The 20,881-nt window shown below is 66.4% G+C and carries 21 protein-coding genes; 9 read left to right on the top strand and 12 right to left on the bottom strand.

The window, feature by feature from the left end; genetic code table 11:
- Positions 1-79: 79 nt before the first annotated feature.
- The 6 genes from gspD to AB4Z44_RS00405 all read right to left on the bottom strand — a co-directional run bounded on the left by gspD (position 80) and on the right by AB4Z44_RS00405 (position 6,161).
- The gene (gene gspD / locus AB4Z44_RS00430; RefSeq protein ID WP_404712123.1) at positions 80-2,110 is read right to left on the bottom strand and encodes a type II secretion system secretin GspD; all 2,031 of its coding nucleotides are present in this window, start codon (positions 2,108-2,110) and stop codon (positions 80-82) included.
- Complete coding sequence (locus AB4Z44_RS00425; RefSeq protein ID WP_404712122.1) at positions 2,107-2,838, bottom strand: type II secretion system protein N; 732 nt, start codon at positions 2,836-2,838, stop codon at positions 2,107-2,109. Before AB4Z44_RS00425 ends, gspD begins: the two co-directional genes overlap by 4 nt.
- Positions 2,835-3,200: a type II secretion system minor pseudopilin GspI gene (gene gspI / locus AB4Z44_RS00420; RefSeq protein WP_404712121.1), complete on the bottom strand. Its 366-nt coding sequence runs from the start codon at positions 3,198-3,200 to the stop codon at positions 2,835-2,837. The genes AB4Z44_RS00425 and gspI overlap by 4 nt, the downstream gene beginning before the upstream one ends.
- Positions 3,197-3,652, bottom strand: coding sequence for a GspH/FimT family pseudopilin (locus tag AB4Z44_RS00415; protein WP_404712120.1), 456 nt, complete (start codon positions 3,650-3,652; stop codon positions 3,197-3,199). Before AB4Z44_RS00415 ends, gspI begins: the two co-directional genes overlap by 4 nt.
- A gap of 63 nt (positions 3,653-3,715) precedes the next feature.
- Complete coding sequence (locus tag AB4Z44_RS00410) at positions 3,716-4,513, bottom strand: DODA-type extradiol aromatic ring-opening family dioxygenase (protein WP_404712119.1); 798 nt, start codon at positions 4,511-4,513, stop codon at positions 3,716-3,718.
- Positions 4,514-4,523: 10 nt separating this feature from the next.
- Positions 4,524-6,161 (bottom strand): response regulator, encoded by a 1,638-nt coding sequence (locus tag AB4Z44_RS00405; RefSeq protein WP_404712118.1) that lies wholly within the window; start codon positions 6,159-6,161, stop codon positions 4,524-4,526.
- 157 nt (positions 6,162-6,318) lie between these two features.
- Between AB4Z44_RS00405 and AB4Z44_RS00400 the strand changes: the two genes are divergently transcribed.
- Positions 6,319-7,125 (top strand): class I SAM-dependent methyltransferase, encoded by an 807-nt coding sequence (locus tag AB4Z44_RS00400; protein ID WP_404712117.1) that lies wholly within the window; start codon positions 6,319-6,321, stop codon positions 7,123-7,125.
- Between the two features lie 19 nt (positions 7,126-7,144).
- Here the strand turns inward: AB4Z44_RS00400 and nadB are convergent, their stop codons facing one another.
- From nadB to queG, 3 genes are read right to left on the bottom strand one after another with little or no spacing between them, the layout of a single operon-like run.
- Positions 7,145-8,740 carry an L-aspartate oxidase gene (nadB, locus tag AB4Z44_RS00395; protein WP_404712116.1) on the bottom strand — a complete coding sequence of 532 codons (1,596 nt, stop codon included), beginning with the start codon at positions 8,738-8,740 and terminating at the stop codon, positions 7,145-7,147.
- 47 nt (positions 8,741-8,787) lie between these two features.
- Entirely contained in the window at positions 8,788-9,717 is a 930-nt protein-coding gene (locus AB4Z44_RS00390) for an ABC transporter ATP-binding protein (RefSeq protein WP_404712115.1), read from the bottom strand.
- On the bottom strand, positions 9,714-10,874 hold the full coding sequence (gene queG, locus AB4Z44_RS00385) for a tRNA epoxyqueuosine(34) reductase QueG (RefSeq protein WP_404712114.1): 1,161 nt from the start codon (positions 10,872-10,874) through the stop codon (positions 9,714-9,716). Before queG ends, AB4Z44_RS00390 begins: the two co-directional genes overlap by 4 nt.
- Positions 10,875-11,069: 195 nt before the next feature.
- Here queG and AB4Z44_RS00380 point away from each other — a divergent pair, with 195 nt between their 5' ends.
- From AB4Z44_RS00380 to AB4Z44_RS00355, 6 genes are all read left to right on the top strand, one after another.
- Entirely contained in the window at positions 11,070-11,987 is a 918-nt protein-coding gene (locus AB4Z44_RS00380; RefSeq protein ID WP_404712113.1) for an ABC transporter ATP-binding protein, read from the top strand.
- A complete protein-coding gene (locus tag AB4Z44_RS00375; protein WP_404712112.1) occupies positions 11,984-13,159 on the top strand; it encodes an ABC transporter permease in 1,176 nt (391 codons plus the stop codon). Before AB4Z44_RS00380 ends, AB4Z44_RS00375 begins: the two co-directional genes overlap by 4 nt.
- 50 nt (positions 13,160-13,209) lie before the next feature.
- Positions 13,210-13,695 (top strand): peptide-methionine (R)-S-oxide reductase MsrB, encoded by a 486-nt coding sequence (gene msrB / locus AB4Z44_RS00370; RefSeq protein WP_404712111.1) that lies wholly within the window; start codon positions 13,210-13,212, stop codon positions 13,693-13,695.
- Positions 13,696-13,792: 97 nt separating this feature from the next.
- Positions 13,793-14,869, top strand: a complete 1,077-nt coding sequence (locus AB4Z44_RS00365; protein WP_404712110.1) for a mannose-1-phosphate guanylyltransferase/mannose-6-phosphate isomerase — start codon at positions 13,793-13,795, stop codon at positions 14,867-14,869.
- Between the two features lie 21 nt (positions 14,870-14,890).
- The gene (locus AB4Z44_RS00360; RefSeq protein ID WP_404712109.1) at positions 14,891-15,841 is read left to right on the top strand and encodes an aldo/keto reductase; all 951 of its coding nucleotides are present in this window, start codon (positions 14,891-14,893) and stop codon (positions 15,839-15,841) included.
- Positions 15,842-15,922: 81 nt separating this feature from the next.
- Entirely contained in the window at positions 15,923-16,306 is a 384-nt protein-coding gene (locus tag AB4Z44_RS00355) for a response regulator (RefSeq protein WP_404712108.1), read from the top strand.
- A 23-nt stretch (positions 16,307-16,329) separates the two neighbouring features.
- Here AB4Z44_RS00355 and AB4Z44_RS00350 read toward each other — a convergent pair whose 3' ends face one another.
- On the bottom strand, positions 16,330-16,929 hold the full coding sequence (locus tag AB4Z44_RS00350; RefSeq protein ID WP_404714318.1) for a DUF4893 domain-containing protein: 600 nt from the start codon (positions 16,927-16,929) through the stop codon (positions 16,330-16,332).
- A gap of 44 nt (positions 16,930-16,973) precedes the next feature.
- Positions 16,974-17,558, bottom strand: coding sequence for a methyltransferase family protein (locus AB4Z44_RS00345; RefSeq protein ID WP_404712107.1), 585 nt, complete (start codon positions 17,556-17,558; stop codon positions 16,974-16,976).
- A gap of 117 nt (positions 17,559-17,675) precedes the next feature.
- Here AB4Z44_RS00345 and AB4Z44_RS00340 point away from each other — a divergent pair, with 117 nt between their 5' ends.
- A complete protein-coding gene (locus tag AB4Z44_RS00340; protein ID WP_404712106.1) occupies positions 17,676-18,581 on the top strand; it encodes a neutral zinc metallopeptidase in 906 nt (301 codons plus the stop codon).
- Positions 18,582-18,671: 90 nt separating this feature from the next.
- On the opposite strand, the gene murA is transcribed toward AB4Z44_RS00340, so the two are convergent.
- A complete protein-coding gene (murA, locus tag AB4Z44_RS00335; RefSeq protein WP_404712105.1) occupies positions 18,672-19,958 on the bottom strand; it encodes a UDP-N-acetylglucosamine 1-carboxyvinyltransferase in 1,287 nt (428 codons plus the stop codon).
- A gap of 174 nt (positions 19,959-20,132) precedes the next feature.
- Between murA and AB4Z44_RS00330 the strand changes: the two genes are divergently transcribed.
- Positions 20,133-20,822 carry a Crp/Fnr family transcriptional regulator gene (locus AB4Z44_RS00330; RefSeq protein WP_404712104.1) on the top strand — a complete coding sequence of 230 codons (690 nt, stop codon included), beginning with the start codon at positions 20,133-20,135 and terminating at the stop codon, positions 20,820-20,822.
- Positions 20,823-20,881 lie beyond the last annotated feature (59 nt).

Here is a 20,881-nt window from a genome sequence, read left to right as displayed (position 1 = left end):
CCCGCACGGGCAGTGCGGCACGCACGGTGGACCCTGAAACGAGTTCAGGGTGACGGGTGGAGGACGCTGGCGATTGCCCTCAATAGACGCCCCAGATCTCGACGGTCAGTCGCGCCTTCGGCGGATCCAGCAACAGGCTGCTATTATCCGACAAATCCGCCTCGGCGCTGCGCAACCGCGCATATTTGCCCGCGGTCGCGACCGCCGCCTGTTCGGCCGTGCGCAATATCGTCGGCCGCAGGAACACGAACAAGGTCCGCTTGGTCTGCGACAATTTCCGGCTCTTGAAGGCGTTGCCGATGATCGGAATGTCGCCCAGCACCGGAACCTGGCTTTTCGAATTGATCCGATCGTCCGAGATCAGGCCGCCGAGCACGATCGTCTGGGCATTGTCCGCCAGCACGGTCGTCTGGATCGAGCGGCGGTTGGTGATCAGATCGGCCGCGCCCGAGACCGGGTCGGTCAGCGACGACACCTCCTGGCTCACGTCGAGCCGCACGACCTCGCCGTCATGAATGCGCGGAATAATGCGCAAGGTCAGGCCGACATCCTGCCGCTCGATCGTCGTGAAGGGCGCGGTCGTGCCGCCGGCGAGCGTCGTATAGCTGCCGGTGCGGAACGGCACGTTCTGGCCGACCACGATCTGCGCGGGCTGGTTGTCGAGCGTGGTGATGCTCGGGGTCGAGAGCAGATTGGCCTTGCTCGACGTGCCGAGCGCCTGGACGAGCAGCTGGAAGCTGTCGCCGGACGAGATCGCGCCGGTGAAGCCGCTCGAACTCGCCACCGCCGCCAGCGGCACGTTGAGCGCGGCCAGCACGTCGCGGATGCCGACATCGATATTGGTGAAGCTGCTGGTCGCACCGGTGACACCGGGCAGGTTCTTGCCGAGCCCGAACTGGACGCCGAGCGCCTCCGCCTTGTCGCCGGTGATCTCGACGATCGCCGCCTCGATCATCACCTGCGGGCGGCGGACATCGAGTTGCTCGACCATCGACTGGATCTGGGCGAGGTTGGCGGGCGTCGCGCGCACCACGATCGCGTTGAGTTCGGGCGCCGACTGGACGGCGAGATCGGGGGTCGAGAAACCGGTCGATTGCGGGCTGGACGAGGAGAGCGGCAGCGTCGTCGAGGAGGTGGTCGTCGCGGTCGTGGTCGCCCCCGTCACCGGATTGGTCGCAAGGGTCGAAGGCGTATTCGTGATCGAGGTACCGATCGCCCCCGCGCCGATCGTCGGATTGGCGTTGGCGAGGGTCCGCGCGATCGGGTTGGGCGATTGATCCTGCCCGCCGAGCAATCCGCGCAGCACATCGGTCACGCTTTCGGCATCGGCATTCTTGAGGCGGATGACGCGCGTGATCGGGGTGGCGCCGCCGGGACGGTCCATCCGCTCGGCCATGTGCTTCGCTTCGCCGACCGAACGCGGATCGCCGCGCACCAGCACGACATTGCTGCGCTCGTCGACCGCGACCTTGGGCGCGCTCTCGGCCGTGCCGAACAGGCTCTGGATCGCCTGGCCGACTTCCTTGGCGCTGGCGCGGGCGAGCGTGATCGTCTCGAACGCGGTGCCACCGCTGCCGTCGAGCGCGCGGGCGAGCGCCTCGATCCGGCGGATATTGTCGGCATAATCGGTGACGACGATCGCGTTGGGATTGGTCAGCGGCTCGACGCTGCCGAATTGTGCGACGATCGGGCGGAAGATCCGCGCCGCCGTCTCGGGCGCGACATTGTGCAGGCGGATCAGCCGCGTCGTCACCTGCGCGCCGGGGTAACCGCCGCCGACGTCGCGCACCGCATTGGCCTGGGGCACCACCCGCCACACCCGCCCGCTGCGCACGGCGGCGAAACCATGGACGCGCAGCACCGATTGGAACAGATCCCACACCGCTTCATTCGAGAGCGGCTCGGCCGAGGTGACCGTGACCTGTCCGCGCACCTGCGGATCGAGGATCAGGGTGCGTCCGGTGATGCGCGAAATCTGATCGGCGACCGCGGCGATATCGACATCGTGCATGTTGACGACGACATCGGCCCCAGGCTGAAATGGGGTCGGCGGCGGGACCTGCCCGACCGCGGCGCCGGCGAGCGCGAGAATCGGGAGCAACGCCTTCATCGGATCGGCACCGAGAGCGTCAACTTCTGGCCGGCGCGGACGATATCGATCCGCGCCGATCCGGCGGCGACGATCGGCTGGAGCAGGGCCGGGTTGCGCGTCAGTTCGAGCGCGGGCGCGCCGTTGATCGCGACGATCTGATCCCCCGGCAGCAGCCCGGCCATCCGCATCGCCGCATTGGGATTGTTGACCGCAAGCCCGGCCCCCGAGGCGACCGCGCCGAGACTGTCGAGCAACGGCGCGCTGCTCGGCGGCGCCGGGGTCGTGACGGGCGGCGTGGACACGGGCGCGGCACCACCAGTCGCGCGCGGAAAGCCCAGCATCGTGCGTGCGCCACCGCTCAGCAGCACGACATGATCGATCGCGATCGAATCGATCGTCGCCCCGCCGACCGCCTGCCCCATCCCGAACGCGATCGGCGCGGCATCGCCGACCGAGATCAGGACGGTCGAGGCACTGCGCGGTTCGGCAAGCAGGATGCCGCGTAGCGTGAGCGGCTGGTCGGACGCCTGCATCGACGTACCCGGCGCGGCCCCGAACGGCGCCAGCGCGATCAGGGGCGCGATATCGACCGGGGGCGTCGGGCGCGCGGCGACCGGGCTGGCGCCGAACCGCGTGCCGGGATCGCCGAGCAACCGCCATGTGAGCCCCGCCAGCGCGACGCCGACCGACACCACCACCAGCCCCGTGAAAATATCGGCGCCGATCCGCGCCTGCCGTGGCGTCATCGCCGGCCCCGATCGAGGAAGCCGTCAAGCCGGTAGAGTGGGCTCGCGCCGACGGGGCCCACCGCGATCTCGACATGATCGAGATCGGGATCGGCGCTGCCTCGGTGCGTAACCGCAACCTGCCATTGCTGCCCCAGCATTTCCACCCGATCCTCACCCGAGCCGCGATCCTTGCCACCAACCTCCAGTTCCGCAAGTCTATTCTCCGCCACCCAGCGCGCGGCTGCCCGCGTTTCGAGCGCATGCACGCGATCGACATGCCCCTCGACTGCGGCGATCACGCTCACCCCGGCGATCGCGACGATCGCCAACGCGACCAGCGCCTCGAGCAGAGTGAAGCCCGCTTCAGCGGCACGGCTCATCCCCCCGCCTTCGCCGAGGCTGCCACGCCATCGAAAGCGATCGCCCAGCCCGTGCCCCTGGCCGGAACGAGCCGAAGATCGAGGGGGCTACCACCGCCGTCGGCCCCGATCACGACCGGAGCGGCGCCGGCACCTTCGAGCGTCAGGCCGGACGGGAGAGTGTAAGGCTCCAGGGCAGGCGCGGTCTCGTCCCGCCATCGCCCCGCCTGTCGCACAAGGAAACGATAGCCGCTTCTGCCGCCCACGAACGCGACCGGCCGGCCGGTGACCATCGTCTCGTCCGCGGCCAGTTCGAGCCGCGCCGCGAGCCGCCGTGCCTCGACCTCGGCCCCGCGTCCACTGCCCGCACCGGCGCTCAGCACCACCGTGCCCGCCATCACCCCGACGATCGCAAGCACGACCAGCATCTCGACCAAGGTGAGGCCGCTTTCGCGTGGATCTGGTGCGATCATCCCTCGGGTCTATCGCCGATCGTCCCTTCCAGCCACCAGAGGTTGAACCGGCCCGGGCGAGATTCAGCCGAAGCGATAGCCCGAAATCCGCGTGCCCATCACCGTCCCGCCGAAATCATGCTCGCCCGGTGCGCTCGACGCGCCAGCCGCGACCATCAGCGGGATCAGATGCTCTTCGCGCGGATGCAAGACGCGTCCTGCCGGCGCATCGGCCCAGCCCGCGAACAGCCTGGCGCGCTCCGCGGGTTCGGCGGCTGCCGCGCCGGTCAGCCACTGATCGAACGCCTGACTGTAGGGCAGCGCGCGCGGATCGCCGTAAGCGCGCATGTTGTGGAAGCTCATCCCCGACCCGACGATCAGCACGCCCTCGTCGCGCAAGGGCGCCAGCGCCCGGCCGGCGGCAATATGCAGCGCCGGATCGAGCGAACGATCGAGCGACATCTCCACCACCGGAATGTCCGCGTCGGGAAAGGCGACCTTGAGCGGCACGAACACGCCATGATCCCAGCCGCGCTCATAATCGACCCCGGCGGCGAAACCGGCATCGACCAGCAGCGCGGCCGCACGCTTGGCGAGATCGGGATCGCCCGGCGCATCGTAGCGCAGCTCATAGGTGTGCGGCGGGAAGCCGTAATAGTCGAACAGCAAGGGCGGATTTTCGCCGCCGGTGAAGGAGAAGCCACGCGTCTCCCAATGGCCCGAGACGACGAGGATCGCCTTGGGTTTCCTGGCCAGGCTGGCGGGCAGCCCGCGCAGGTAATCGGCGAGCGGGGTCCACATCCCCTGCGGATCGTCCATGAAGAAACATGGGCCGCCGCCATGCGGGATGAAGAGCGAGGGCAGAGCTGGGTCGGTATCCATCGGACCTATTTTAGGTGATCGACGTCCCGTGTGAAGCCCCGCGCGTCAGCCGTTCCGCGATCATCCGTGCCAGATCGGCGACGTCGAAGGGCTTGCGCAGGAGCGCGGACGGATCGTCCATCACGGCATCCAGCTTGGCGCTGTCGGCATAGCCGCTGATGAAGATGATATCGAGATTGGGCTGAAGCTCGCGCGCCTGCCGGGCCACCTCGGCACCGTCCATATCGGGCATGGCGAAATCGAGCACGAGCAGTTCGGGCTTGCGCTCGCGCAAGGCGCGCAGCGCCGACGCGCCGCTGGCATAAGCGGGCGCGGCATATCCCAGTCCGCGTAAGGTCTCGGTCATGACGCGGCGGACATCGTCGTCATCATCGACGACCATCACCTCGATGCCGTGACGCGGCGCGCGCGGCAGACCGATCGTGCTGATTTCGCTCTCGCCATCCGCCGGAAGATCGGCCGATCCGGCCCGCCGCAACAGGATGGTGACGGTCGTGCCCTTGCCCGGCTGCGATGTCATCCGCAGCGTGCCGCCCGATTGCCGGGCCATGCCGAAGACCGTGCTGAGCCCAAGCCCGGTGCCCCGCCCCAAGCCCTTGGTCGTGTAGAAGGGCTCGAGCGCGCGTTCGAGCACCTCCTCGCTCATGCCGGCCCCGTTATCGGCGACAGCGATTTCGCAATAATCCCCCGGTTCGAGATCCTCGTCGCGCTCGATCGAGACGATACGGGTCGAGACGATCAGGCGGCCGCCATCGGGCATGGCATCGCGCGCATTGATCGTGAGGTTGAGCAGTGCGAGTTCGAGCTGGGTCTGGTCGGCGAGCGCGACGCAAGGCTGCGGATCGAGGAAGGTGATCAATTCGGTCTTGGGGCCGACGCTGCTCTGGATCAGGCTGCCCATGCCGGCGAGCAGCTGGTGGAGATCGATCGCCTTCAATTCGAGGCGCTGGGTGCGCGAGAAAGAGAGCAGCTGGCCGGTCAGCCGCGTGCCGCGCGCGACGCCCTTCATCGCATTCTCGGCCCAATGGGCGACGCGATCGGGCGCGTCCGAGCGACGCCGGATGAGATCGAGATTGCCGCTGATCGCCTGGAGCAGATTGTTGAAATCGTGGGCGATGCCGCCGGTCAGCAGGCCGATCGCCTCGATCTTCTGCGCCTGGACGAGCGCCGCCTCGGCGGTTTCGCGCTGGAGGATCTCACCGGTCAGATTGGCGAGCGCGCGGTCCCGCTCGCGTACCGTTGCGGCGAGTTCGGCATTGGCAAGCTGAAGCTGGCTCGGCGAGGGGATCGCCAGCGCCTTGGGGATGAGCGGCCACAATAGGATCGCGGTCGGCACCGACGCGGCCGCCGTCACCGCCTTGATCAGCGCCTCCGCGCCATAATCGCCGTGCCACAGATTCCACACCGCCATGACGTGGGTCGATCCGCACGCGCAGATGAACAATGCGAACAGCCACAGCACCCCGCCGAATTCGATATCCTGCCGTCGCCGGACGAGGCTGATGAGGGCGAGCGGGATCGAGAAATAGGCGGTCGCGATCAGCAGATCGGCGATAACGTGGGTCCAGATCAGCTCGGGCTGCCACAACAGGCAATAACCGTGGGGCGCATACCCCCCTGAAAGGAGCTCGTTGAAGAAACCGGACATGGCTGCCTTTTCCCCCGGGCAGAAAAATCCCCGCAGACTAACCTCAATGGCGCGTTAAGAGAAACTGCTTTGTTGCGGAGAAAATTGCGGCACTTCCGCCTGATCGTGCGGGCGGGCATGGTGGATCCAACAGCCAACACGCCGGAGGGATTCGCCCATGAAACATATCGGCCTCGCCGTTCTGATTGCCGGATCGGTCATCTCGTCCGCCGCGTCGTCCGAACCGAGCGCAGCGATCCGCGCGGCCGTCGCCAATCCGGCACGGCTGGAAAGCGAGCGCGCGCGCGACGCCTACCGTCACCCCGCCGAGACGCTCGCCTTCTTCAAGGTCGCACCCGGCCAGACGGTGGTGGAATATTCGCCCGGCGGCGGCTGGTTCACGCGCATCCTGGTGCCGCTGTTGAGCGGCCACGGCACCTATATCGCAGCGGTGGGCAAAAGCACCCGCTCGCAGGAGGGGGCCAGGAAGATGCTGGCGACGATCCCCGGCGGTGCCGGCGCGCAGGTCATCCCGTTCGATCCCACGACCGCGACCTTGGCGCCGGCCGGCGTGGCGGATACGGTGCTGACCTTCCGCAACGTCCACAATCTGTTGATGCCCGAAGATAGCGGCGTCGCCGACGACAGCGTCGCGAAGGCCTTCTTCGCGGCGGCGTTCAAGGCGCTGAAGCCCGGCGGCGTGCTCGGTATCGAAGACCATCGCCTGCCCGAAAACGCCTCGGCCGAGCGCGAGAAGACGAGCGGCTACGTCAAGAGATCCACGGTGGTACGCCTTGCCACCGCCGCCGGCTTCCGGCTCGACGGCGAGAGCGAGGTCAACGCGAACCCGAAGGACACGCACGATTGGCCCAAGGGCGTGTGGACCCTGCCGCCCTCGCTGGAGTTGGGCGAGGTCGATCGGGCCAAATATCTCGCGATCGGCGAGAGCGATCGGATGACGCTGCGGTTCGTGAAACCGAAGTGAATGTTCGTCCTGACCCCGCCTAAGGCACAAGGATCGTATCAACCGCCTCGGGCAGCATCTCCGGATAATCGAGCGTGTAATGGAGCCCGCGGCTCTCGTGCCGCGCCAGCGCCGAACGCACGATCAACGTCGCGACGACTACCAGATTGCGCAGCTCGATCAGGTCCGATGTGATGCGGTAATTGCCGTAATAATCGTCGACCTCCTGCTGAAGCAGGGTCGCGCGATGGAGCGCGCGCTCCAGCCGCTTGGTGGTACGGACGATGCCGACATAGTCCCACATGAAGCGGCGGATCTCGCGCCAATTATGCTGGACGACGATATCCTCGTCTGAATCGCGCACGCGGCTTTCGTCCCACTCGCGGATCACGCCGGGATCGGGGAATTCGTCCCAATGCGCGAGGATATGCTTCGCTGCCGCCTCGCCGAACACGAAGCATTCGAGCAACGAGTTCGAGGCAAGCCGGTTGGCGCCGTGCAGCCCCGATTGGGTCACTTCGCCCGCCGCATAGAGGCCGGGCAGATCGGTGCGCCCGTCGAGATCGATCACCACGCCACCGCACGTATAGTGCATCGCCGGCACCACCGGGATCGGCTCCTTGGTGATGTCGATGCCCAAGGTCAGCAATTTGGCGTAGATGGTCGGGAAATGCTCCATCACGAATTCGGCCGGCTTGTGGCTGATGTCGAGATGGACATAATCGAGCCCGAGCCGCTTGATCTCATGATCGATCGCGCGCGCCACCACGTCGCGCGGCGCCAGTTCGGCGCGCGAATCGAAGCGCGGCATGAAGCGGCGATGGTTGGTCGGCAGCTTGAGTTGCCCGCCCTCGCCGCGCATCGCTTCGGTGATCAGGAAATTCTTGACCTCGAGATTGTAGAGCGCGGTCGGGTGGAACTGGTTGAATTCCATGTTCGACACGCGGCAGCCCGCCCGCCACGCCATCGCGATACCGTCGCCCGATGCGCCGCGCGGCGCGGTCGAGAACTGGTAGACACGCCCTGCCCCGCCGGTCGCCAGGATCGTCGCACGCGCGGTGAAGAGCGCGACCTTTCCGCTCGGCCGGTGGAGCGCATAGACGCCGCGCACCCGTCCATCGCCCGAATAACGCTCGGCATGGCGCCCGGTGACGAGGTCGATCGCCGCCATGTCGGTAACCAGCGTGATGTTGGGATGCGCGGCAGCGGCCTTCTCCAGCGCCTGCTGCACCGCCGATCCGGTCGCATCGTCGACGTGGACGATGCGACGATGGCTGTGTCCGCCCTCGCGCGTCAGATGCCAGCGATCGCCCGAGGGCCCGTCGCCCGGATTGAATGGGACGCCCAGCGCTGCCAATCGCTCGATCGCCTGCGGCGCATGTTCGATCACGAACTCGACGGTGCGGCGATTGTTGAGGCCGCCGCCCGCCACCATCGTGTCCTCGATATGGCTTTCGAACGTATCGCCCGGCTCCAGCACCGCGGCGATCCCGCCCTGGGCATAAGCGGTCGAGCCTTCGGACAAGGCGCCCTTGGCCAGCACGACGACCTTGCGCGTGTCGGCGAGGTTGAGCGCCGCGGTCAGCCCGGCCGCACCCGAACCGATGATGATGACGTCGTAACGGTGATCGGCCAACTCAATCCATCCTCTTGCCGTTCGTCGCGTGGCGAACGGCTAACTCGTCAGACCGTCGCGGGGGCCCGCGTCAGATTGAGGAAGACATCCTCCAGATCGGGCTCCTGCGTCGAAACGTCGACGATGATCAGGCCCGCATCCTGCAACGCCTTCAGCACCTCGCCCGCATTCACCTTGTCCTTCGAGTAGGTGATGACGAGCGTGCGATTATCGGGCTTGAGTTCGATCTTCTCGAAGCAGGTCGCCTGCGGAATGGCGGTGATGTCGCGGTCGAACGTGACCGAAACGGCTTTCTCCTGCGCCATCGCCAGCAGCTCGCGCGTCGGCAGATTGGTGACGACCTGGCCGTGATTGATGATCGCGATGCGATCGCACAACTCCTCGGCCTCCTCCAGATAGTGGGTGGTGAGGACGACCGTCACGCCTTCGTCATTGAGCTGGCGGACATATTCCCAGAGTTGCTGGCGCAGTTCGACGTCGACGCCGGCGGTCGGCTCGTCGAGCACCAGCACCGGTGGATTATGGACCAGGGCCTTCGCCACCAGCAGGCGGCGCTTCATGCCGCCCGACAGTGAACGCGCCCAGGCATGCGCCTTGTCCTCCAGATGGACCGCGCGCAGCAATTCCATCGATCGGCGCTCGGCCTTGGGGATCCCGTAGAGGCCGGCATAGAGCTCGAGCATCTCATAGGGTTCGAAGAAGGGATCGAACACGATCTCCTGCGGGACGATGCCGATCGAGCGCTTGGCGTTGCGCGGATGCTGATCGATATCGAAGCCCCAGATCGAGACCTTGCCCGAACTCTTGTTCACCAAGCCCGCGAGGATGTTGATCGTGGTCGATTTGCCCGCGCCGTTGGGGCCGAGCAGCCCGAAGATCTGCCCGCGCGGTATCTCCAGATCGACATTGGTCAGCGCGACCTTGCCGCCCGCATATGTCTTGTTGAGGCCCTGGATCGAGATTGCCGCATCGCTCATGGAGCGGGCGCATAGACCGCCGAGCCGCTTGGCGCAAAGCACGACAGCCATTCGGACCGGACAATATCGTCTTTCTCGCCTGCAACCCGCACTGCCCGTTCGGCGGTGAAACGCGCGAGGTCGAGCCGCGACAGCGCCCATGCGGCGGCCCCGCGTACCACCGGCGCGGGATCGTCGAGCAGGCGGAGGACCGGCTGCACGAGCGTTTCGAGCCCGCTGTTCCCCGCGGCGATCAGGGCATTGCGCACCATCCGGTCGCGCCCGATTCGCTTGATCGGCGAGCCGGCGAAGATCTGGCGGAAGCCGGCGTCGTCGAGATCGAGCAGATCGGCCAGTTCGGGCGCGACCAGTTCGGCGCGGGCGGCGAAGGCGCGGTTGGCGGCTGCGGCAACGGCGAACTTGTTCCACGGGCAGACCGCGAGGCAATCGTCGCAGCCATAGACGCGGTTGCCGATCGCGGTGCGGAATTCGGCGGGGATCGGCCCCTTATGCTCGATCGTGAGGTACGAGATGCAGCGCCGCGCATCGAGCCGGTACGGCGCGGGGAACGCATCGGTCGGGCAGGCCGAGAGGCAGGCCGAGCAGGATCCGCAGCGCATATCGCCGGGCTTGTCGGGCTCGAGCACCAACGTCGTCATGATTGCGCCGAGCAGCAGCCAGCTGCCATCGTCGCGGCTGACGAGATTGGTATGCTTGCCCTGCCAGCCGATCCCGGCAGCCTCGGCCAGCGGCTTCTCCATCACCGGGGCGGTATCGACGAACACCTTCAAATTGCTGCCCGGCGCTTCCGCCACCAACCAGCGCGCGAGATGCTTGAGCGCCTTCTTGACGATGTCGTGATAGTCCTGTCCCTGCGCATAGACCGAGATGCGGCCGACTTCGGCCTCGCCCTCCAGCGCCAGCGGATCGACAGCCGGCGCATAGCTCATGCCGAACATGATCACCGATTGGACCTCGGGCCAGAGCGCCGCCGGGCTGCCGCGCTGCTGCGACCTTTCCTCCATCCACAGCATATCGCCATGCGCACCCTCTGCGAGCCACGCCTGGAGCCGGGCATGCGTTTGGGGCGCCGCATCGGCTCGCGCGATCCCACACGCGGCGAAACCGAGCGCACGCGCTTCGGCCTTGATGCGGGCCTCGAGACCGGGGGAGGACATGGGCCGCATGATAGAGGCCGTTTTCCACGCCGTCATGCCCGTGCCGATTGGGATCCGTCGACGAGCCATCCCGAGCAGGAACCCTGCCGGTCGGTCGCTCGCATATTTTTAAATGTTGCGTATCTATGCGACCGGAAGCGCCGGTCGGCGTTAGCCTCCTTCCGGAGACTGTAAGGGGGAATATTGCGTCAGCAGATGAGCGAGTTCGCGGTCGAGGCTAAAGGTCTGGTCAAGCGCTTCGGCGGCAGCCTTGCCGTCGACGGCGTCGATCTCGCCGTGCCGGCCGGATCGATCTACGGCGTTCTCGGCCCCAACGGTGCGGGCAAGACCACCACGTTGCGCATGCTGCTCGGCATCATCGATCCGGACGAGGGCGAGCGCCGGCTGCTCGGATCGGCCGATCCGCTCGCCGTTGCCGACCGGATCGGCTATCTGCCCGAGGAACGCGGCCTCTATCAGAGCATGACCGCGCGCGAGGCGATCGCCTTTCTCGGTGCGTTGCGGGGCCTGCCGCTGGCGGAAGGACGGCGCCGGGCGAGCCGGTTGCTGGCAGAACAGAATCTTCCGGCCGATCGCCCAGTCAAGTCGCTCTCCAAGGGCATGGCGCAGACCGTGCAATTGCTCGGCACGATCATCCACCAGCCGAAGCTGATCGTGCTCGACGAGCCCTTTTCTGGGCTCGATGCCATCAACCAGGAAAAGCTCGAAAGCCTGATACGCGCCCAAGCGGCTGCAGGCGCCACGATCCTGTTTTCGACCCATGTGATCGCGCATGCCGAGCGTTTGTGCGAACGGGTGGCCATCATCGCCGGCGGGCAGGTGCGCTTCGAAGGCACGGTCGAGGAAGCACGGAGCCGCCTCGCCCCGCGGGTCGCGCTCCGGACGCGCGCCGAGGACGGGCCCTGGCGCGCCGCTTTGCCGGCCAATGCCGAGCGGAGCGACGGCTGCTGGCGGTTCGATCTGCCGCCCGACGGGATCGAGCGGTTGCTCTCGGCCCTGATCGACGGCCACGCCGGCATCGAGACGCTCTCGATCGAACGCCCCGGCCTGCACGACGCCTTCGTGGACATCGTCGGCGCGGCGCCCGAGCCGGACGCGGAGGAGGCCGCATGAGGCGGCTGATCCGTTCGGCGTTCGTCATCGCCCGGCGCGATTATGTCGCGACCGTCTTCTCACGCACATTCCTGCTGTTCCTGATCGGGCCGCTGCTGCCGGCCCTCTTCACGGCAGGCTTCACGACCCTGGCGCTGAAGGACGACAGACCATCGCACGCGCCGGTGGTGATCGCGATCGCCAAGCCGCACGACGGCACCGCCCTGCTGGCGGCGCGCGAGCGGCTGGCTGCGCAGATCGGGCGCGATCGGCTGCCTTCACTCAAGATCGCCTCTCCACCGGCCAATCCGGAGCGGCTGCTCGATTCCGACGACGAACCCGTCGCGGTCCTGTCAGGCAGTTTCGATCATCCGGTCCTGACCGGCCCCGAGGCAAAGGCTTTTGCCGGACGGATCGCCGCGATCATCGATCAGGCGCGCCAGATGGCGATGCTGGGCGATCGCCTGCCTCCATCGGTCTGGGTCACGGTGCATCAGTCCGCCGTCGCGCCGGCACCGAAGTCGGACGATCTGCGCGATCTCGCACGTGGAGCACAGCTTGGCCTGTTCTTCCTGATCGTGATCCTGGCGGGCGTGCTGCTCTCCAATCTGGTAGAGGAGAAATCCAACAAGGTGATCGAGGTGCTCGCTGCCGCGGCGCCGATCGACGCCATCTTCGCCGGCAAGCTCGCCGGCATGCTGGCGGTGTCGTTGACCGGCATCGCGGCCTGGGCCGGCATGGGCGCCGCCTTCGGCCTGATCGCACTCCATCCCGGTGCGATCCCGACCCCCGCGGTGGGCTGGCCGGCCTTCGTCGTGCTGGCCGGGCTCTATTTCGCGATGCTCTATCTGCTCGTCGGCGCGCTGTTCCTGGGCATCGGCGCGCAGGCGAACAGCGTGCGCGAGGTCCAGACGCTGTCGATGCCGCTCACCATGGCGCAATTGCTGATCTACGGCCTCGCCTCGGTGGGCTTGCCGCACCCGGATGGGGCGCTCGGCATCATTGCCGCGGTTGTGCCATGGAGTTCGCCCTACGCGATGCTCGCGCGCGCGGCGCAGCAGCCGGCCTTGTGGCCGCACCTGATCGCCTTGCTTTGGCAGATCGTCTGTATCGCGGTCGTGATCCGCATCGGCGCGCAACTATTTCGACTGACCGTGCTGAAATCGGGCGGGTTGCGTCGCAAACGCGGGTAACTTTTCCCCGTCTCATTCGTATTGCCTATCGAGGGTAGAGGCGAAGAACGATGCGGATTTCGAGGCGCGAAGCGATCGGGACTGGCGGCATGGCCGCGGCGATCGCTATCCTGTGGGCCGGCAACAGCCCGGCGGCGGCGCGCTACGAAGTCAATCTGCCCGATGCGGAATGGAAGAAGCGCCTCTCGCCGCAGGCTTACGCGGTGCTGCGCCATGCCGATACCGAAGCGCCCTTCAGCAGCCCGCTCAACATGGAACATCGCGCGGGCATGTTCACCTGCGCGGGTTGCGCCCTTCCCCTCTTTTCATCGCGCACCAAGTTCGACAGCGGCACCGGCTGGCCGAGCTTCTGGCAGCCTTTGTCCAAGGCGGTTCTCACCCAAAACGACGCGACGCTCGGCATGGCGCGCACCGAGGTCCATTGCCACCGCTGTGGCGGGCATCTCGGCCATGTTTTCGAGGACGGTCCGAAACCGACAGGATTGCGCTACTGCATGAATGGGGTGGCGCTACGTTTCTCGCCCGGGCGGGCTTGATCGCGCGCTGTAACACGCTTTAACGCCTTGCCGGTCTATTGCGTCTTCAGGCGCCGCGCTTCCTTGCGGCTCCGGTCCGGCCGCCCATGGAGGAAGAATGCAGCGCCTCATTACCCCCGTGATTCTCTCTGGGGGCTCCGGCACCCGCTTGTGGCCACTCTCGCGCACAAGTCGCCCCAAGCAGCTTCTTAGCCTGACCCATGCCGAGACCATGCTTCAGCTGACCGCACGGCGTATGCCGGCCGACGCCGGGTTCGCGGCACCTTTGGTGGTCGCCAATGCGGCGCATGCCTCGATGATCGAATCCCAGCTGGCCGAAATCGGAATCGAAGACGCATCGATCATTCTCGAGCCGGTCGGCCGCAACACGGCGCCTGCCATCGCTGCCGCCGCCCTGATGCTGCCGCGCGAAGCGCTGATGCTGGTGATGCCGAGCGACCACGTCATTCGCGACGTCGAATCCTTCCGCGCCGCGGTGACGGCGGCGATGCCGCTGGCCGAGGAAGGCTGGCTGACGACCTTCGGCATCACCCCCGACGCACCCGAGACCGGCTATGGCTATATCAAGCGTGGCGGCGAACTGGCGCCGGGCGTATTCCGGGTCGATCGCTTTATCGAAAAGCCCGATCAGGCGACGGCGCAGGCCTATCTCGACGAGGGCGGCTACAGCTGGAACGGCGGCATCTTCCTGTTCGGCGCGGGCGCCTATCTCGACGCGCTGGCGCAATACGAGCCGCAGATGCTCGCCGCCGTCACCAAATCGATCGAGGGCGGCAAACGCGAGGGCAATTGCTTCTACCCCGATCCGCACGATTTCGCCGCCTCGCCGGGCCAGGCGGTCGATTATGCGGTGATGGAAAAGGCCGACAAGGTCATGGTTGTGCCGGTCGAGATGGGCTGGTCCGATGTCGGCAGCTGGGATGCGCTCCACACCATCTCGCTCGGCGACGATGACGGCAATGTCCATCATGGCGAGGTCGTCGCGATCGATACGAAGGATTGCATGATCCGCTCGGAAGGGCCGCTCGTCGCAGCCGTGGGGGTCAAGGACCTGATCGTGATCGCCACGCCCGATGCGGTCCTCATCCTGCCACGCGGATCGAGCCAGGAGGTCAAGCGCGCGGTCGCCGCGCTCCAGGAAAAAGGCCATATCACGCTCGATCGGGCGCTTTGAGCCAAGCTAGGAAACGACGCGATGAAGCAGGCACGGCCGCTTGGCGGCAGCGGGATCGAAACCATACCGTTGATGCTCGGCGGCAACGTCTTCGGCTGGACGGCCGACGAGGCGACGAGCTTCGCCCTGCTCGACCGTTTCGTCGAAGCGGGCGGCACGCTGATCGATACGGCGGACGTCTATTCGGCGTGGGGCCCGGGTTCGAAGGGCGGCGAATCCGAAACCGTGATCGGCGCGTGGATGAAGGCGCGTGGCAATCGCGATCGGGTCCAGATCGCCACCAAGGTCGGCCACCTGCCGATCGACGGGGTCGGCGGCCTTTCGGCCGGTCATATCGCCAGGGCGATCGACAATTCGCTGCAGCGGCTCGGTACCGACCATGTCGATCTCTATTTCGCGCATCTCGATGACGAAAAGGTGCCGTTCGAGGAGACCCTCGGCGCGTTCGACGCCTTGGTGAAGGCGGGCAAGGTCCGCTCGATCGGCGCGTCTAACATCAAGGCGGACCGGCTCAGGCAGGCGCTGGCGGTCAGCGATGCAAACGGCCTGACCCGCTACACGGTGCTGGAGCCCGAATATAATCTGGTCAGCCGCGCCGAATATGACGCGATCCTGCAGGATCTGTGCGTCGCCGAGAATATCGGCGTGGTTCCCTATTTCGGCCTCGCCAGCGGGTTCCTCACCGGCAAATACCGCTCGGCCGGCGATGTCGGCGCGGGCTCGCGCGGCGCCAAGGCGATCAAGTTTCTCGAAGGCAAGGGCAAGCCGGTCTTGGCTGCGATGGACGAGGTTGCCGCAGAGACCGGCGCCAGCCTGACCGCGATCGCCTTGGCCTGGCTGGCAGAGCAACCCGGAATTACCGCGCCTATCGCCAGTGCGACCTCGATCGCGCAACTGGACGAGGTCCTCGCCTCCCTCGATCTCATGCTGTCGCCCGACCAACTCGACCGGTTGACCCAGGCCGGACGTTGACCCTCGCCGTCGGCGCCGCGATAGGGGACTGGCGCGGAACCGTCCGATGACGGTTGGTGCGCATGTGAGACGGGATCGGGTATGGACGAGCGTTTTGGCCAGACAGGGGCGTCGCTGCCTGCAGGCACACGTGTCCTGATCGTCGAGGACCAGCCATTCGTCGCCTTCGCTGCGACCGACATGATCGAGGTGCTGGGCGGCATCGTCACCGAGGTCGCCAGCTCGGTCGAAGAAGGGCTCCAAGCCTGCGCCCGGCGCGATTTCGACGTCGCTTTGCTCGATATCGATCTCGATGGCCGATCGAGCGCGCCGATCGCCGAGGCCCTTGCCGCAGCAGGCAAACCGTTCCTGCTCACGACCGGATTCGATGGGCGTCGAATTGCGGGATTCGAGACTGTGCCGCTGCTGGTGAAGCCTTACATCCAGTCGCAACTCGGGCGTGGTCTGGCGGCTTTATTGGGCTGAAGTCCTTCTGGAGGGCGGCCGGCTTATTGCGCCGGAACCAGATCGATCACGTCGAACATCGATTCCCAACGCGGGCTGGGCAGCGCCAGCCGCCAGCGCTGCGGGCCGATCCGTTCGATGATGCCGACCATGTCGCGATCGGGATCGCGTCCGTAAGGCAAGGTCCGCATCTCGTCCCCCAGCGCCATCGAGCCGAGAAACAGCAGTCGGCCGCCCTCATAGGGATAGAGGTGCCCGCGCGGCCGCTGCGACCCGTCGAGCTTGGCGAAGCGGCCATTGGCGATGCGGCACTGGAACCCCGGATAATCGACGAATTCCAGCCCGCCGGCACCCTGTGCACCGATTTTGACCACGCGGCACCGATAGAGACCATCCGGCGGCGGTGCACCGTCGATCGCCGAATCGGGATCGAGCAACGCGCCCTCGGCGGCGATCTTCGCACTTGCGCCGCCGTTGCGCGCATGGGTCAGAGCCGCGGTCCATTCGGTCCGCCAATTGTGCAGCCGGGTGCGATCATGATCGGTGATCAGCCGATGCCAGTCCTTCGGCGCCGCGCCGCACGAAAAGCAGAGCGCCAGCGCTCCCAGCAGCAGCGCAGGGCGCGATCGGAGCCAAGTGTGCATGTTTGTCACGCACGACCCCTAGTCGCAAAATGCCGCCTTGAAAATCAGCCGCCCGCAGTCGCGAACGGCACCAGCATCGGCACCCGCGCGCGGTAGGCGGCATAATCCGCTTCGCCGAGTTCGGCCGCGAGGAAACGCTCCTCGATCCTCGCCTTGAGCGCGAAACCGAGCGTGATCAGGCAAGCTCCGAGCAAGGCCAGCGGCGTCGCCTTTATGACGGCGAAAGCGAACGCACTGGTCATGAGCCCGGTATAAATGGGATGCCGCACCAGAGCGTAGGGCCCGGTATCGACGATGCGATGCCCCTCACGCCGGACGATGCCGCCCGACCAGAGCGGACCGAGATGGATCCGCGCCCACCACGCGAAGCCGAAGCCGAGCACGACCAAGGCCACCAGCAGCCAGCCGAAAATGCCGCTGACCGTCCACAGGACATGCCAGCGAAAGCGCGATTCGACGAAGAGACAGATGAAGCCGGCGGTGGCGATCAGCAATTGCCGGCGAAAGGTCGATCCGGGCGCTGCGGACACGGTGCGGCGCGCCCACAAAGCCGCCGCAACCCACGTGATCAGCCACAGGCTCCACAGCGCCTGCCCCGCCAGGATGTAAATCGATCCACACCCGATCATATTTAGCGTGTTACTATAATAACACACCGCTGTCCAGCCAGGCGCTGCAACCGTTTCGGGGCGCTACGCATTCTGGAAGTTGCGCCTATATGCCGCGCCTGAAGAGAAGGAGTTCGCATGCGTCTCGACGATTATCGGGAAAGCGACAATGTCGGCGACCAGCGCGGGCAGAGCTTCGGGGGTGGTGGCGGCTTCGGCGGGGGCGGCGGGATCGGCATGCTCTTCGCCCTGGTCGGCAGCCGCTTCGGCATCGGTGGGATCGTCCTGCTCGTCATCGGCATGATGATCTTCGGGTTCAACCCGTTCGGCGGCGGCAGCCAGCAGGCACTGTCCCCCCAGCAGCAGACTCAGGTCGGCCAATCGGGCGCCAAACATGCCTGCAATGTCGATGCGGCCTCGACCTTCTCGTGCAAGGTGCTCGCCTCGACCGAGGATACCTGGACCAAATTGTTCGCGGCGCAGAATGCGCGTTACACGCCGCCCAGCCTGATCTTCTATAGCGGACGTGGCCAGTCGGGCTGTGGTGCGGCGCAATCGGCGATGGGTCCGTTCTACTGCCCGACCGACCAGCGCGTCTATCTCGACACCGAATTCTTCAGCGAATTGCAGAACCGTTTCAAGGCGAGCGGCGATTTCGCGCAGGCCTATGTGATCGCGCATGAAGTGGGCCATCACGTTCAATATCTGACCGGCACCGCCGCCAAGGTGCGGCAGGAGCAGCAGGCGGGCGACGAAGCGCACGCCAATGCGCTCCAGGTCCGGATGGAATTGCAGGCGGATTGCTATGCCGGCGTGTGGGCGGCCAACAATCGCGACCGGCTCGATCCGGGCGACGTTGAGGAAGGGCTGCGCGCGGCCAAGGCGATCGGCGACGACACGCTCCAGCGCTCGGCCGGACGCACGCCCGTGCCCGACAGCTTCACCCATGGCACCTCGGCCGAGCGCATGGGGTGGCTGAAGCGCGGGATCGACAGCGGCGATCCCGCGCAATGCGACACGTTTTCGGGGTCGATCGACCGGTAAGCTGCGGGCGTCATCCCCGCACAGGCGGGGATCCATAGTCTCGACCGCCGGAGATTACGGCTTCCCGCCTGCGCGGGAATGACGGCGTAATTACCCTTCCCCGTCGCGCTCGATGTCCGCTCCGACCGCAGAAAGCTTCTCCTCGAGCCGCTCGTAACCGCGATCGAGGTGATAGACGCGCAGCACCTCGGTCGTGCCCTCGGCGGCGAGGCCGGCGAGGATCAGGCTCATCGAGGCGCGCAGATCGGTCGCCATCACCGGTGCGCCGGTGAGCTTTTCGACGCCCTTGACGATCGCCGTGCGGCCATGGACCTGGATGTCGGCGCCCATGCGCGCCAGCTCGGGCACGTGCATGTAGCGATTTTCGAAGATCGTCTCGGTCAGCACGCTGGTGCCGTTCGCCAGCGCCAGCATCGCCATGAACTGCGCCTGCATATCGGTCGGGAATCCCGGGTAAGGCGCGGTCGAGAGCGACAGCGGGCGCAGCGGGCCATCGGCCTTCACGCGGATACCGCCGGCCTCGTGGGTCACCTGCAACCCGGCCTCGCTCAGGCCCGACAGGATCGCACCCATATCGTCGGCGTTCGCACCTTCGAGCAGCAGATCGCCGCCGGTGATGCCGGCCGCGCAGGCATAGCTGCCCGCCTCGATCCGATCGGGCATGACGCGATAGTCGGCGCCGTGGAGGCTGTCCTTGCCCTGGACGATCAGCCGTTCGGTGCCGATCCCCTCGATTTCGGCCCCCATCGCGACAAGGCAGCGGCATAGATCGGCGATTTCGGGCTCGCGCGCCGCATTCTCGATCACGCTTTCGCCCCTGGCGAGCGCGGCCGCCATCAGCGCATTCTCGGTGGCGCCGACCGACACGATCGGGAAGACGATCCGCCCGCCGCTCAGCCGGCCGCCGGGCGCGGTCGCACGAACGTAACCGGCGGTCATCTCGATATCGGCACCCAATGCCTCGAGCGCCTTGAGGTGGAGATCGATCGGCCGGTTCCCGATGGCGCAGCCGCCCGGCAGCGAGACCGTCGCCTCGCCCTCGCGCGCCAGCAACGGCCCGAGCACCAGGATCGACGCGCGCATCTTGCGCACCATATCGTAGGGCGCGGTGGTCGAGACGATGGTCTCAGCCTTCAACGTCATCGCACGGCCGACGACCCCCTTGCGCTTGGCGCCGGCGATGCTGGTTGAAATGCCGAGCCCGTTCATCAGATGGCCGAAGCCATCGACATCGGCCAGCCTCGGCAGGTTGGACAGGGTCAGCGGCTGATCGGTGAGAATGGCGCACGGCAAAAGCGTCAGCGCCGCATTCTTGGCACCCGATATCGGCACCCGTCCCTCGAGCCGTTTGCCGCCGCGAATGATGATCCTGTCCATGCTCACGCTTTATCCGTTGCACGGGGCCGCGCAAGCGTGGCGCGCAAGCCACGGCAGCTTGACCAGTGTTAAAGCCGGACACCCGCCGACCGCGCTAGACCCCCGTCCGGGTTGGGGAAATTTGTACGAATGGCGGAAAATTGCCTGGCCGAGCATCTCGGTCGTTTTTGTGTTTTGACTGCTGACGAACATACGGCGCTCGACGGTCTTCTTGCCGGCGAGAGGAGTTACCGGAAAGGCACGATCATAAGGGCCGAACGTGCCAGTTCGGGCGAGATGTTCGTTGTCCGGCGCGGGTGGCTGTTCTGTTCGATGCTGCTGGAGGATGGACGTCGCCAGATCATCCGCTTCCATCTGCGCGGCGATCTGCTGGGCGGCGACAGTCTCGCCTTTGCCGAGGCGCCCGATGCGATCGTGGCGTTGACCGATTGCGAGGTCCAGCTGATCGACAAGGCCCGCCTGGGCCGTCTCTTCGCCGAACAGCCGCGGCTGGCGGCCTTGCTGTTCGCGATGCTGCAGGTCGATCGCGTGCTGCTGACCGATCGCCTGACGTCGCTCGGCCGCAGCTCCGCCAAGGGGCGGGTCGCGGCCTTGCTGCTCTGGATCGCCAATCGCGCGAAGATGGCCGATCCCGCCGCCGGCGATCGAATCCCGGTGCCGATGACCCAGGAGGAGATCGGCGATGCCACCGGCCTCACCGCGGTCCATGTCAATCGCACGATGCGCGCTCTGGTCGAGCAAGGCCTGATCGCGCGATCGTCCGGCGCCATCCGCATTCTGGATACGGCGCGGCTCTCACGCGTCGCCAATCATGTCCCGCGCAAGGAACGATTGGAGCCAAACTGGCTCACTACGCGTAGCTGACGCCGTTCAGCCTGTGCTAAGCGCCGCCGACCCACGGCGTCTCGCCTGGTGGGCTGGGG

Source organism: Sphingomonas sp. MMS24-J13, from assembly GCF_044905095.1.
Lineage (GTDB): Bacteria > Pseudomonadota > Alphaproteobacteria > Sphingomonadales > Sphingomonadaceae > Sphingomonas_I.
Note: the sequence above shows the minus strand (reverse complement) of the source record. Positions and strands in the feature narration are given on the sequence as shown.